The organism is Pedobacter cryoconitis (assembly GCF_014207135.1).
Classification (GTDB): Bacteria; Bacteroidota; Bacteroidia; order Sphingobacteriales; family Sphingobacteriaceae; genus Pedobacter; species Pedobacter cryoconitis_D.
On the sequence record NZ_JACHCC010000005.1, the window covers coordinates 26,502 to 39,709 of the forward strand.

The 13,208-nt window shown below is 40.0% G+C and carries 14 protein-coding genes; 5 read left to right on the forward strand and 9 right to left on the reverse strand.

Annotated features, from left to right (window positions below; translation table 11 throughout):
- Positions 1–5: 5 nt before the first annotated feature.
- Positions 6–1,379 (reverse strand): glycosyl hydrolase family protein, encoded by a 1,374-nt coding sequence (locus tag HDF25_RS09765; protein ID WP_184624942.1) that lies wholly within the window; start codon positions 1,377–1,379, stop codon positions 6–8.
- Positions 1,380–1,497: 118 nt separating this feature from the next.
- Here HDF25_RS09765 and HDF25_RS09770 point away from each other — a divergent pair, with 118 nt between their 5' ends.
- On the forward strand, positions 1,498–2,361 hold the full coding sequence (locus HDF25_RS09770) for an AraC family transcriptional regulator (RefSeq protein ID WP_184624573.1): 864 nt from the start codon (positions 1,498–1,500) through the stop codon (positions 2,359–2,361).
- A gap of 158 nt (positions 2,362–2,519) precedes the next feature.
- The gene (locus HDF25_RS09775) at positions 2,520–3,311 is read left to right on the forward strand and encodes an alpha/beta hydrolase (protein ID WP_184624574.1); all 792 of its coding nucleotides are present in this window, start codon (positions 2,520–2,522) and stop codon (positions 3,309–3,311) included.
- An 85-nt stretch (positions 3,312–3,396) separates the two neighbouring features.
- Here the strand turns inward: HDF25_RS09775 and HDF25_RS09780 are convergent, their stop codons facing one another.
- The 7 genes from HDF25_RS09780 to HDF25_RS09810 all read right to left on the reverse strand — a co-directional run bounded on the left by HDF25_RS09780 (position 3,397) and on the right by HDF25_RS09810 (position 9,199).
- Complete coding sequence (locus HDF25_RS09780) at positions 3,397–4,311, reverse strand: helix-turn-helix domain-containing protein (RefSeq protein WP_184624575.1); 915 nt, start codon at positions 4,309–4,311, stop codon at positions 3,397–3,399.
- A gap of 23 nt (positions 4,312–4,334) precedes the next feature.
- A complete protein-coding gene (locus HDF25_RS09785; RefSeq protein ID WP_260409350.1) occupies positions 4,335–5,060 on the reverse strand; it encodes an SDR family oxidoreductase in 726 nt (241 codons plus the stop codon).
- 31 nt (positions 5,061–5,091) lie between these two features.
- The gene (locus HDF25_RS09790) at positions 5,092–5,985 is read right to left on the reverse strand and encodes an SDR family oxidoreductase (protein ID WP_184624576.1); all 894 of its coding nucleotides are present in this window, start codon (positions 5,983–5,985) and stop codon (positions 5,092–5,094) included.
- Between the two features lie 184 nt (positions 5,986–6,169).
- A complete protein-coding gene (locus HDF25_RS09795) occupies positions 6,170–7,018 on the reverse strand; it encodes a tail fiber protein (protein ID WP_184624577.1) in 849 nt (282 codons plus the stop codon).
- Positions 7,019–7,094: 76 nt separating this feature from the next.
- Positions 7,095–7,793 (reverse strand): hypothetical protein, encoded by a 699-nt coding sequence (locus HDF25_RS09800; protein WP_184624578.1) that lies wholly within the window; start codon positions 7,791–7,793, stop codon positions 7,095–7,097.
- Positions 7,794–7,874: 81 nt separating this feature from the next.
- Entirely contained in the window at positions 7,875–8,369 is a 495-nt protein-coding gene (locus tag HDF25_RS09805; RefSeq protein WP_184624579.1) for a GNAT family N-acetyltransferase, read from the reverse strand.
- 77 nt (positions 8,370–8,446) lie between these two features.
- Complete coding sequence (locus tag HDF25_RS09810) at positions 8,447–9,199, reverse strand: hypothetical protein (RefSeq protein ID WP_184624580.1); 753 nt, start codon at positions 9,197–9,199, stop codon at positions 8,447–8,449.
- 143 nt (positions 9,200–9,342) lie between these two features.
- Here HDF25_RS09810 and HDF25_RS09815 point away from each other — a divergent pair, with 143 nt between their 5' ends.
- Positions 9,343–9,705, forward strand: a complete 363-nt coding sequence (locus tag HDF25_RS09815; protein ID WP_184624581.1) for a winged helix-turn-helix transcriptional regulator — start codon at positions 9,343–9,345, stop codon at positions 9,703–9,705.
- A 1-nt stretch (position 9,706) separates the two neighbouring features.
- On the opposite strand, the gene HDF25_RS09820 is transcribed toward HDF25_RS09815, so the two are convergent.
- Positions 9,707–10,210, reverse strand: a complete 504-nt coding sequence (locus HDF25_RS09820; RefSeq protein WP_184624582.1) for a GNAT family N-acetyltransferase — start codon at positions 10,208–10,210, stop codon at positions 9,707–9,709.
- Between the two features lie 126 nt (positions 10,211–10,336).
- Between HDF25_RS09820 and HDF25_RS09825 the strand changes: the two genes are divergently transcribed.
- Entirely contained in the window at positions 10,337–11,518 is a 1,182-nt protein-coding gene (locus tag HDF25_RS09825; RefSeq protein WP_184624583.1) for a serine hydrolase domain-containing protein, read from the forward strand.
- 72 nt (positions 11,519–11,590) lie between these two features.
- On the forward strand, positions 11,591–13,204 hold the full coding sequence (argH, locus tag HDF25_RS09830; RefSeq protein WP_184624584.1) for an argininosuccinate lyase: 1,614 nt from the start codon (positions 11,591–11,593) through the stop codon (positions 13,202–13,204).
- Positions 13,205–13,208: the final 4 nt, after the last annotated feature.

The window sequence follows — 13,208 nt, forward strand, 5'->3', positions numbered from 1 at the left end:
CGGTTTTAATTTACGGTTACCACAGCTGCACTTCCGGCAGGTACATTCACGATAAAAGTTTTTTGACTGACCGTATAATTTTCAGTTTGACCAGTCTGATAAGTTCCATCTGCATTTACACTGGTCCCGGCAAAAGTAGTTCCTGTTGTCGAAGTAATAGTTGGTGCTGTCAGTCTGGCTATCTGAATTTTAGACGCAGCATTGCTCAGTTGTACTGTAAAAGAAAGATCAGCTGCATCTTTATTGATCAGGGTAAGATAAGTTGTACTGGCATTTGTACAGGCATAAGCACTACAGTTGGAGTTTGTCTGACTGATTGTTGCCGGTACAATGGTACCACTGGTAGTTCCATATTTAAAAGCCAGCATCGCATAGTATTCGGGACGGGCTGTAATCACGTTATTATCTAGTGCGATAGGTGAGTAAGAACCACTATTACCACCATGAAAATTAACCCCACTCCCATTGTTTTCGGCCACCTGCCACATGTAATCCAATGCCCATAACGCAGAAGCAAATACATTACTTACACCCACTTTACCACCACCATAAATACTATTACATTCTGAAATACGATAAGGTAAATGAGCTTGGGACGATGCTGTATTCAGCGCTTTAAGGTAAGCTGATAATCTGGTATTGGGCGCTAAAAGAGTCTGATAAGTAATAGCTGGATTAGTGCCTGGGCCTGAGTTATAGTAATGTCCGTCTATCAGTTTTACGTTGGCACTTTCATTTGCGGAGAAGCTACTAATCCATTTTGTATTATTAGACACATCCGGCCCGGCAAAAGGGGCTTGTGGAAGTAGTTTACGAATAGCTGAAAAATAATTATTCCATTCTGCCTGATAGTCTGAGTAAGAATAGGAAGGGTTACGAATTCCATTATTATAAAAAAGATCTGGTTCATTCCCATTCTGTAATACATACAGACTGCTACCAAGGCTATTACTGAGATAACTGGCCTCAGTAGCAGCCACATCGGGACTATAGCTACCTAAATTAAGGCCAAATATAACCTGCCAGCCCGTGGCTTTGGCAAAAGCAGAAAAGGTATCAATATTAGTATTGGTTAATGAAGTTTTGTCACTGCTGTTCCCCCCAATACGCAGTATACCCGACCCGAGGTTTTTGATCAGCTGAATTAACACCGTATTGTTCGCATTGAGAAAAGAAGGTAATTTTGGCAAGATCCCGACTTCAAAGCTAAAGCCTTGAAAAGTTACTGGGATTACATATCCTGGTTGATTCTGGTTGATAGTAACCGATACAGGAATTCCATTGGCCGGTTGTGAGGGTGAAATTTGGGGGTTGATATTACTTTTACTACAGGAGGTTAATCCGAATGCCGCTAAAATGACAAGTATTATCTTTTTCATATTTCTTTAATTTATCATTACCCTGACTCTTACTGGTGTAAATAGTTTAACTGACCTAACAAAGGTATAGTTAAATCTTTATCAATTTTCCGCTACCTTTATACAAGAAAAACTATCCATGAAGTTAACGCTCTCAGATCAGAAAACGGGTGGAGATCTATTACTCATCAACGGTGAAGAAGACTTCGATCGTTTCTTTTACACCCGTGACCGTGCAAAAAAGTATTTCACAATTGCCTGGAATACGGGGCCAAAACAAACGGTTACCATAGATGGGGCAGCTCATGAATTCAATACGGATACGCTGCTTCCGTTAATGTTCGACCAGTCTTTCACCTTCGAAAAGCCTGCCAATATTGTTGCATGGCAATTCAACAGAGAGTTTTATTGTGTGATCGACCATGATGCAGAAGTCAGCTGTGCAGGTTTTCTTTTTGGTATGGGAGACATCCTGTTTATCAGTCTTGACGACCCGGAATTATACCGGCTCAGGCTATTATTGGATATTTTCATCCAGGAACTGAATACGCAGGATCATCATATACAAAATGAAATGCTCGTTATGCTACTGAAGCGGTTAATCATCGTGGTAACTAAACTTGCCCGCGCCAAATATGTTCCGGAAGAAAAACATCAGGACCAAAAACTGGATATATTCAGAAAATTCAATCTTTTGGTAGAAGTTAACTTCAGGAGCGAACATACTGTTAATTACTACGCCGGTTTATTAAATAAATCGCCAAAAACGCTGTCTAACATCTACTCTCTTTATCATGATAAAACACCACAGCAGGTAATACAAGCCCGGATTATTCTGGAGGCCAAACGCCTTCTCTATTATACTACCAAATCGGTTAAACAGATCACCTATGAACTGGGCTTTGATGATCCGGCTTACTTCTGTAATTTTTTTAAGCGACATACCAAACAATCCCCTGTGGTATTCAGAACTGATAAAGCACCATCTGAATTGACACAGTAGTCTCTCTTCTGCAATTTCCTTAGTGTCTTTTTATTTTTTTACAGGCATCAGTATCCTACGGGAAGAAATTACAACTCTTCGGGAACTGGCAATATTTCCTCCCCGGAAATTTGAGTGCAACTTTGTATTGTTCAATCATTTACAACAATTAAAATAAAATGAAAACTTCAACATTCAAAAACAGAATTAAAAAAGGCATGGTTAGTTTAGTATTAACCGCTGTAGTATCAGGTGTGGCTAATTTAGCTCAGGCACAAACAGTTAAAAATGTAGTATTGGTTCACGGTGCATTTGCTGACGGTTCAGGTTTTAAATCATTATATACTGAACTTACAGCGAAAGGTTATCATGTGACCGTTGTTCAAAACCCACTAACCTCTTTAGAAGACGATGTCGCTGCCGTAAAACTTGCCCTGGATAAACAGGATGGCCCTGCAGTATTAGCCGGGCACTCCTGGGGCGGTGCAGTGATTACTGAAGCAGGCAATCATCCAAAGGTAGCGGCACTTGTTTACATCGCTGCATTTCAGCCAGACAAAGGTGAATCAGCATTACAATGGTTACAAACTGCTCCTCCAGCTCCTGAAAATGGTGTTTTAGCTCCTGATGATAAAGGCATCGTTTATTATGACAAAGCTAAATACCATGCTGGTTTCTGTGCTGATATCAGTAAAGAAGAGGCCGATTTCATGTATGCTTCACAAGGGGCGTTTTATGCGAAAGGATTTGTTACTCCTATTACTAACCCTGCATGGAGAAACAAACCTACCTATGGTCTGATTGCTACTGAAGATAAAAGTATCAACCCTGACATTCAGCGTGCGATGTATAAACGTTCAAATACCAAAGTGACAGAGGTAAAAGGCAGCCATGTGATCTTCATGTCACAGCCTAAAATTGTTGCGGGTGTAATTATCAAAGCGGCAGAAAATGCTTCGGTGAAAAATTAACTGCCAGATATGCTTTTAGTAAAAAACCGTTTCTTGAGGATAAGAAACGGTTTTTTTGAGGTCCATGCCTCCATTAAGATAACCCTTAATTAAGTGACTTCCGGAATTCGAGTGGTGAAAGCCTCGTTTTGGTTTTGAATAGCTTACTGAATGACTGGGAATGCTCAAACCCTAGTTCATAGGCTATCTGACTGACTGACAATAACGTAGTAGACAGTCTTTGTTTTGCCCTTTCAATGAGTTTATCATGGATATGCTGCTGTGTATTTTGTCCGGTAGTTATTCTTAACAAGGTGCTGAGATAATCCGGAGAAACGTTCAGCTGCCCCGCAAGATCCTGTACGGTTGGTAAACCTTTATCTACTGCACTTTTATCGAAGTACGCATTTAATAACGTTTCTACCTGAGTAAGAATCTGGTCATTTGCAATTCTGCGGGTGATGAACTGACGATGGTAAAACCGGTCTGCATAATTAAGCAGAACTTCAATGTGCGAAACAATAATCTGTTGACTGAATGTATCAATATTAGCGAGGTACTCCCTTTGGATATCCTGCATAAGGTGCGAAATTATATCTTCTTCTTTTTGTGAGAGAAAGAGTGCCTCATGAACCAAGTAGCCAAAATATTCGTATTTCCTGATCGATATGGCCAAAGGAAAGTTCCAGAAGAAATCTGGGTGAATAAGCAAAAACCAGCCTGACCGATCTGAAGACACCTTGGTTACTTCTATTTTAAAGACCTGTCCAGGTGCAATAAAAAACATAACGCCTTCATCAAAATCATAGTCCTGCTGCCCATATCTGATCTTGGTATTTATATTTTTCTTCAGCGCGATAAAATAAAAATCATGTACCCAGCTGATCTTATTATTTTCGGGCGACTGTATAATATCAGTATAATTTATTACGCTGATCAATGGATGCTCTGGTTTACCCAGCCCCCGGAGCTGATGGTATTCACTGATAGATTTAACCCGGTAAGGTTGTTTGTTTAGCATAGTTCAATATAATATAAATTTAATTACCAGGCTACTTCACCATCTTCTCTAAAGAACTTACCCGTTACTCCCGGCTGATACTGCGTTGCCAGGTCTACAATAGCTTTAGCACCCTGCCCTACCGTTTTTACACCCTGAAAATTATTTAAATCAGTAGCAGTATAACCCGGTGTAACACTGTTAACACAAAAATTAGTACCGCTGAGTTCGTTAGCCAGCATTATTGTGAAAGCATTCATCGCTGTTTTGGAAGATCCATAGGCATGAAAGTTATCCCAGTTCGGGCTTCTCCCCGGTGCCGTATGTAAAGTAAGAGAGCCTACTTCGCTGGAAACGTTGATAATGGCTGGCGTTTCAGATTTCCTTAACAGCGGAAGAAACTGCTGTGTTACCTGAATGGCACCAAAATAATTGGTTTCAAAAATCCGGCGCAGGATAGCTAAATCACAGACAGAGATATTCTGAGGCTGTTCACCAGAAATACCGGCATTATTGATCAGGATATCCAGTGCAGTTATTTTATTTTCCAGCACTGATTTTGCTCTATTAATTGATTCTCTGTCTGTCACATCAAGTTCAATAGCCTCTACGTTAGAAAGACCTTCAGCTTTTAATTGCTGTTCTGCTTTCAATCCATTGTCAAGGTTTCTGCTGCCCACATATATGTAATACCCAAGCTGTGCTAATTGCTTTGCAGTTTCGAAGCCAATTCCCTTATTTGCTCCGGTTATCAAAACTGTTTTCATCATCTATAATTTAGTTTTATTAATTGATTATACTTTAAGCCGAAAAATAGCTGCCACTTTCCATGTCGGCGATAAGGCCAGGTTGCAAAGGAGACCATTTCAACTCTTGCTGTGTCTGATGGCCCGAGGCCCGGATATCCATTGCAGCAAAGTGTGCGAACCATCCAAAGTTTGCTGCGGCCTCCTCTTTTGATTTGGACACCACCGGGATACCAAGGCCCTTTCCTATCGCTTCAGCAATATAACGGAACGCAATACCTTCTTCATCAACAGCATGGTAACGGGTTCCTCCCGGAGCTGCCTTTTCCAGGGCCAACCGATAAAGTTTAGCCGCATCCAGCTGGTGTACAGCAGACCAATAATTAAGTCCTTCGTCCTCAAATACTGATATCCCCTGCTTACGGGCAACTTCAATCAGCATCGGTATAAAACCGTGATCACCATCGCCGTGAACTGAGGGAGGAAGACGCACAACCGAGATACGCACACCCCGGCCTGCTACAACATCAGCCGCTTCTTCGGATGCCAGACGTGGATTAGGACCGGCAACAGCTATATCCTGCTCAGTGACCAATCTTCCCTGTGGCAACAAACCAAGAGCGGACGTAACAATCAGGGGGCGTTCAGTGCCAGCAAGTACCTCACCAAATGTTGTGATGATATGCCTGTCATTCTCACAACTCTGTTTAAATTGTGAAAAATCATGATTGAAAGCAGTATGGATCACACCATCCGAAGCCGCAGCGCCAATTCGCAAACTTTCTAAATCATTAAGATTTCCTATATGAGCCTTAGCACCAGACCTGGTCAATGACTCCGCATCTTTCGCTGAACGAACAAGGCCGAGTACCTGATGACCTGCCTGAAGTAATTCCCTAACAATGGCTGAACCTACAAAACCTGTAGCGCCGGTAACAAATACTTTCATAAAATCTGATTTTTAATTTTTCCTTATACAAATATCCTTAGCTACCAGACAACGGTTGTAGCCTAATCCGTAAATGTTGTAGGCAAAACCTGTTTTCTTAATTGCGCTGGAATTCAGAAATGAAAAAGGCCTCCTCTATTTGATTAGAAGAAGCCTTTTATTAATTATGGAATCTTGAGATAATCTATCTTTTCTTTTTAAGTATTTTAATATCATTCTTAAGCTTAAGCATATCTTTTTCTTGCTGGATCATATGCAATGTCAATTCCTCAACCTTCTTCAGCAACTTTGCATTCATTTCACCCAGACTAATTCCATCCTCTTTAACTTGTGCTACAGAGGGCATTTCAGGAAGATGTTTATTTATTTTAATGAATTTTTCAATTTCACTAAGTGATACATTTTTGTAATCATTTTCAAAGACATAATCTGGCCAGTTATTGCCTTCAACTTTGATCTCCTGAGCACGGATCTTACCTTTAACTGAAAGTTTTTCTGTTGGAAAACCTGTCCCTATACCTACATTTCCGCTTGTTACCAGCAGATTCGCATCTGCAGGATCTATATATAAATCACTATTTTTTCCAAATACACCAACATAACCTTTAGGAATTCCACCTTCATCATAAAAACGAAGGAATGAGCTTCCTGTAGCTGTTGCTTTCTGAAATCTTAAAGTACACCCTTCAAAAGTACCCAAATCAAGTTTTACCTGCGGCTTTGTTGTTCCAATTCCTACATTACCACCTGTGATCCAGCTGTTACCGGTGCCACTAAATCCAAAACCTCCGGTAGAATTCTGAAAGGCGATTTCAGTACCTGCATGTTGAATGTATCCATTTCTAACATTATTCGTACTATTAGAAAAATAGATATAGCTGTTCCCAATTAATTTTACAGCCTCAATACCAGAAGTGAAAGAAATTGTTTTTGTTGTCGCGGCGCCCCGGTCCGTTACACTTTGAAGTGTCTCCTGTGCCCGGGAAACGAAAAACAGACCTGTACAGAGAATCGTTAGTAAGATTTTTTTCATGGTACTTTAATAAAAGTAAATTTTGTTATATTATAATTGATGTTTATACCACGAAGTTAAAACAAAATAAACAATCTTACAGGCTTAAGTCAGATTCATATATATGGATTTTCGTATGCCCTAAGATTTTTAATGCCTTGTGCAAAGGTTTAACTAAACTATGAGTTCCGCTTAGATAAAATGAGGTATGTGTTGTACAGAAGCCCTCCATCATTAACCAGTCAGCCATTTCATTATAGTTGGCCAGTATAGTTACCGGAGAATCAAAATAATCTTTGAATAACTGTCCTGCACCCGGGCTGTCCAGTAATACAGCACCATCAAAACGACTGCCCGGGAGCGTTAGGTACTGCAAAGCCAGAAGATATCCTAAACTACTTGCATCAGCCAAACCCACAACCATATCTGTCAAATGTGGTGGCTGAGCCTGATGCTCAATTTTCAGATAGTAGACCTGATCTCCGGTCCGCAGACTATTTGCCCAGCGGCTTCCTGCGCCGCTATCTGAAGTATCAATAAGAATTGAGCAGGTACCCGTTTCATCATCCCAACCGAATGGTGTATAATCCTGGAAGCATAGTTCTGAAACACGAAATTTAATAAAAGGCACTCTCGTCCACCGTTTTATATTCGCCATTGGCAGATGCAAATCGACCTCAATGATATTTCCGGTTTCCCAGACCCGTACATCTAATACCCGACCAATTTTGAGTAGCTGAGACTCAACAAACCTATCTGTTCTTTTTCTGATTTTATTAATGATGGATATTTCCATGTATCAAATTTTTAACTGATACAAAGAAACTGCCTTTCCAGAGCGTATGAAATAGCTGCTTTGAGGTAATGATAGCACAATTTACGGTAATGTCTTCTGAAAGGCATCCCTTGGAGTTCCATCACTTACATAGATAACTCCACAATAGGTGAAACCACTGTTCTTCAGAAAATTTTGCATTGGAATATTGTCATGATTGGTATCAACTCTAACATTACTGATCTGGTTAAATGCAAAACCGAATGCTTTTCTAGCAATTCCTTTTGCCGTTCCGGACGAAGCCAACCGATGTATTACTCCATAAGGGGCATTATTTAACCAGGCTCCGCCTTCAATTACTTTATAGTTTGGATCGGGATCATTTCCCTCTATAAAACAAAAGTAACCTACTATCTCCGTATTTTCCAGACACACAAAAGCATGTTGATTACGAATATCAGTTTCTATAATTTCCTTTGACGGATATCCATTGATCCATTGTGTTTGATTGCCATTTTTCCGCATAATATGTTTAGCCTGCTCTATAATGAGCATAATCTGATCAGTATCTTCCAGTTGGGCAGCAATAATCTTCATAGTAAATTTGAATCAGTTCCGGATTTAATGTCCGGGGATAAAATTACTATTTCGTCATCATCAAACAAGCCGGCCAATCAAAATTTCCCGTTTGTATTTTTTTGATTTTCTAACGAAGGAATTTCTTCAATAACATCCCAATGCTCTATAATTTTATTGTTTTCAATCCGATATAAATCATAGAAGGCACAATGTAAGTTCTCCATATATCCTTCACTGAGAACCAGAACAAAATTTCCTTCTCCCAAAACCCGATGTACAGAAGTGTAAATTTGTTCTTCATCTTTCAAAACCTTAATGAATTCAGACACCCCATCTCCCATATTTGGATTATGCTGAATTAACACATCTCCGTTAAAATAATCCTGAGCTTTATCAAAATTTTTACCGACAAGTACGTCATTAACGAAGGTTGATGCTAATTTTTTATTTTCCTCGGTCAGATGGTGATCTATAGCCTTGGTTTTACCATCCACCATTGTTCTGCCGCTTTTATTGACTCTTTTCGGGTTGGTCTGCAAATTGTCCCAATGTTCTACACTTAATCCATTTTCGAACCGATGAATATCAAAAGCCACTGTAGGCTCAAATAAATAATAATCAACATGTACAAAACCTATATCACCATCTTGAAATGCTCTGATCACGTTGGTGTAAACTTTTTCCATCGGCATCAGATCATGTAATGCTAAAATTGCATCAAAGCCATCTGCCACATTTACATTATGCTGTTTATATGATTTTGGGTTTATCAGACCTATTTGTGATAAAGTACTGGTTTCTATGCTATTTTGAATGGCCGCAGCCTTTTCACTGTTCGAAATCTCCATGTTTTATAAGTTTAAGCAACAAAGGTACCGTCCCAGCGCAGCCCATACAATTACAGATAAAAGGTTCATATAGGGATAATTTTATCCCCGTTGTCACCTATGAACTTTAACTCTATTTTTGTACCGATAAAACGGAGGTTATTATGTATGAAAAAAAGATTCCAAAAGATCTTAATTGCGGAATGAGCATAACACTGGAAATAATTGGGGGGAAATGGAAGCCATGCCTGATTGATTCAATAGCCAAAGGAATCAGAAGACCAAGCGACTTACATAGAAATCATCCTGATGCAACCAAACGTGTTTTAAATCTTCATCTAAAGGAATTAGAAGATCATGGTGTAGTCACAAAAATTATATATCCTGTACTTCCGCCAAAGGTTGAATATTTTTTAACAGACTTTGGTGCAACTTTATTACCTCTTATTTCACATATGGAAAAATGGGGAAGTGATTATATGCCTGTCTTTAATGAATTGCAGAGAAATAAATTAAAAGCTGTATAAGCTAACTTAATTCCAGTTTATACATCAACTCATCCGCACGCACTCCATCCGGCCAGCTGACTTCTTCGGCATGCGTATATGTAAAGCCAAAGCGTTGATTTGCCGCTTTTGAGAATTCATTACCAGCTCTATGAGAGACAATAACTGATCCGCATTTTTTTTGACGTGCCCAGTCAATTCTGGCTTCATAAAATAATTTTGACAGGCCTTTTCCACGGTGCGATAACTTAATGAAAGATGCAAATAAAATAGCTGTTGTAGCATCATCTTTTTTAAGGGTTACACCAGATAAACCAATCAGCGATTTATCGTGATACAAAGCAAACATGGCACGTGAATCACTTTCTAAAAAAGATAGCCAGTCATTTTGGCTGTATGCTACTTCTTTCGCGTAATTGCTACCAAACATTTCAGGATTGGTTTTCAATGCTTCAAGTCTGATTGATTTATACTCCTCCCATTGTGCTGGTACCAGACGTTGAAGTGTATATGCTGTATTCTCCATTATCTAAACTTAATTGCGCAATTACGAAATAAATATTCGGAATCCTCCCCATAATAACCGAATATATAAGGGTAAAACCACAAATCGGTGTCTCATTTTAAAATTCGGATTAAAAACATCAACAAAATGAGAAGACAAAATTGTTTCAAAACAATAGTCATGATTATGGCCATTGTTTTTACCACCTCATGCAAAAAGAGCGATTGTCCTGTTAACCCTGTACCAAATCCAAATGGCAACAAGTACCAGCGGATCATTGACAGATTTATGGAAGCTGGCGCCACCGGAGTTAGCGTAACAGTAATCTCACCCCAGGGTATATGGAATGGGGTTGGCGGCATGGCCGATGTGCAGAACAAAATTGCCATGAGGCCAGAAAACACCTTGCGAATTGGCAGTATAACCAAGATGTTTACAATGGCTACCATTTTAAAATTGCAGGAAGATGGGGTACTAAACATAAAGGATAAAATCAGTAAATACGTGCCCGGAAATATTACAGATCATATAGCTAATGCGAATGAAGCAACAATTGAACAATGTCTGAACCACACGGCGGGCATACTGGAATATCTGACTGATGAAACAGTGAGAACCGGCATCTTAAATGGGACATCTATCAAGTCCCCACCGGAGCGCTACCTGCAATTTATTTATGATAAACCTGCCTCATTCCCTACAGGACAAGGGTCATCCTATTCTAACAGCAATTACCTGTTGCTTTCGCTGGTCATCAGATATGTAACGGGTAAACCAGCTTACCAGGTTGTAACAGAGAAAATTATTAACCCACTGCATCTTAGAAGTACCTTTGCAAGTACCATTATCCCTGCTACACTGACCAAATGTTATCTGAGAGAAAAAGACAAAACGGGCGACTTACTGGAAGTAACCCGTTTAGATAACGATGCTGTTGGTGGAGAAGGTGCTTTAGATGGAGGTATGATTTCAAACTCGCAGGATGTGGCAACATTTTTAGAGGCATTGCTGACCGGAAAAATACTTTCACAGCCGTCGATCAATATGATGGAGACTTTTAAACCAAAGCCTATAGACCCTTCCGATCTCTTTGACAACCCGGATCTGGCTTATTATAAAGAATATGGGCTTGGGCTGATGAAACTGTTAACAGATCAGGGTCAGGCTATGGGGCATGATGGCCATGTCTACGGATTTATAGGAAAGGCTTTTTATCTACCGGAACAGAAAGTGACCATGGTGATCCTGCTTAATTATTTTTCACCCGATCCAAATTCGAAAGTAATGAAGATCCTGAACGTGAAAGAAACATTTAATCTTTTGTTCTGAATGTAGATTATTACAATCTATTCAAACGCAACCAAGTTTCATTTGTATAATATTTTTACTTACTTTGTGCTCATGATGAAATTTAAAATTCACTATCCGTTTGTCATAGCAGCGGGAATATCTCTGTTTTTACCATTAAAACTGAGGGCGCAATTATTAAATGGAAAAGATTTAACAATGGGAAGTTCAATTAACACTTCAGGTAAAACCTTACAGGATGCCAGCCGTATTGGCCGTACTTCTGGTGCAAAGGCACCGGAATTTCAGGAACTTTATGATTATGAAGTCAGTGCGAAAAATCTGGTTAGTGCCACATTTCCTTATCAAATGCTATTACATAAGGCATATGTAATCATGCTGGCCGAACAAAAGATCATCAACCATAAAGAAGCCAAAGATATACTTAATGGGCTGCTCAAAGTCGATAAGTTAGCCATCGCAAATCCCTCCCTGCAAGTATACCTTCCTTACGAAGCACAGCTGATCAAAGAAATTGGCAATGTTGGCGGAAAAATGCATATCGGTCGTAGTCGTAATGATCTGGACAATACGACAAACCGCTTGTTTTTACGTGATCAGCTACTTGAGGTAATCGAATCTGTTATCAACCTGCGTAAAGCAATCCAGGCCAAAGCACTTGATCACCTGCAAACTGTTATGGTGATTTACACTCATAGAAAAGAGGCGCAACCAGGTACGCTTGCTCATTATTTAACTGCTATTGATGAAAGCCTGGCGAAAAATTTAGAACGCTATCTTCAGCTTTATGAGCGTATTGATCAATGCCCTTTAGGTTCTGGAGCAAGCGGAGGCACGAGCTGGGCTTTAAACAGGTATAGAGTTGCTGACCTGTTGGGTTTTAACCAGCTTGTCGTTAATACCATAGAAGGAGTTGCCGGCTGGGATCATATCGCCGAATTCGCTTCTGATAACGCGATCTTCATGAGTGATCTCAGCCGTCTTGCATCGGAAATTCAGCTATGGAGTACTGATGAATACAACTCGGTAGAGCTGAATAACTCCTATGCTGGTATAAGCAGTATGATGCCTCAAAAAAAGAATCCCGATGCCCTTGAAAGAACCCGGAAAGCTGCGTCAATAACCATAGGACAACTCATGTCTGTATTGACCTCACTAAATAGCATCGAATATCAGCATAGCGGTGTAAGGGTTATGCTGGAGCCAAAGGCCCTGGATGCTCTTCTTGCTGCAACCCATACTATGACCGGCGTGGTTAGTACCTTACAGGTTAATAAGGAAACCATGCTCAGATATGCCAGGGAGAATTTCTCCACGATGACTGATCTTGCAGATCTATTGGTCAGGAACACTAACCTTGATTTCAGGGATGCACATGAAGTTATTGCATCAGTTGTTGGCCAGGCGATAACGGAAAAGAAAACTGCTGATCAAATTACTTTAAAGATGATTCAGACCGCAGCGAAGAAACGATTAGGCCATGAGCTGACAATTTCTGAAAAGCAGTTACAGGCAGCCCTTGATCCTGTCCAAAGTGTAGCACATAAAACAGGACCAGGGATGCCAGCCATTTCACCGGTCATGGAGATGATCTCCACCGGTCAAAAGGATGTTGTCACTAAGGCACTCTGGCTGGAAAAACAGAAGGTACATTTAAATAGAAAAAACATTGAATTGATGGAATTAGTGAAGGAGTATTGTCAATAGACGT

Coding starts and splice junctions, on each gene's coding strand:
- HDF25_RS09805 (WP_184624579.1), bottom strand. CDS start 8,369: ATGAAGATTATTGCTGCCCAACTGGAAGATACTGATCAGATTATGCTC.
- HDF25_RS09765 (WP_184624942.1), bottom strand. CDS start 1,379: ATGAAAAAGATAATACTTGTCATTTTAGCGGCATTCGGATTAACCTCC.
- argH (WP_184624584.1), top strand. CDS start 11,591: ATGATGAAATTTAAAATTCACTATCCGTTTGTCATAGCAGCGGGAATA.
- HDF25_RS09795 (WP_184624577.1), bottom strand. CDS start 7,018: ATGAAAAAAATCTTACTAACGATTCTCTGTACAGGTCTGTTTTTCGTT.
- HDF25_RS09790 (WP_184624576.1), bottom strand. CDS start 5,985: ATGAAAGTATTTGTTACCGGCGCTACAGGTTTTGTAGGTTCAGCCATT.
- HDF25_RS09770 (WP_184624573.1), top strand. CDS start 1,498: ATGAAGTTAACGCTCTCAGATCAGAAAACGGGTGGAGATCTATTACTC.
- HDF25_RS09815 (WP_184624581.1), top strand. CDS start 9,343: ATGTATGAAAAAAAGATTCCAAAAGATCTTAATTGCGGAATGAGCATA.
- HDF25_RS09775 (WP_184624574.1), top strand. CDS start 2,520: ATGAAAACTTCAACATTCAAAAACAGAATTAAAAAAGGCATGGTTAGT.
- HDF25_RS09825 (WP_184624583.1), top strand. CDS start 10,337: ATGAGAAGACAAAATTGTTTCAAAACAATAGTCATGATTATGGCCATT.
- HDF25_RS09810 (WP_184624580.1), bottom strand. CDS start 9,199: ATGGAGATTTCGAACAGTGAAAAGGCTGCGGCCATTCAAAATAGCATA.
- HDF25_RS09800 (WP_184624578.1), bottom strand. CDS start 7,793: ATGGAAATATCCATCATTAATAAAATCAGAAAAAGAACAGATAGGTTT.
- HDF25_RS09785 (WP_260409350.1), bottom strand. CDS start 5,060: ATGATGAAAACAGTTTTGATAACCGGAGCAAATAAGGGAATTGGCTTC.
- HDF25_RS09820 (WP_184624582.1), bottom strand. CDS start 10,210: ATGGAGAATACAGCATATACACTTCAACGTCTGGTACCAGCACAATGG.
- HDF25_RS09780 (WP_184624575.1), bottom strand. CDS start 4,311: ATGCTAAACAAACAACCTTACCGGGTTAAATCTATCAGTGAATACCAT.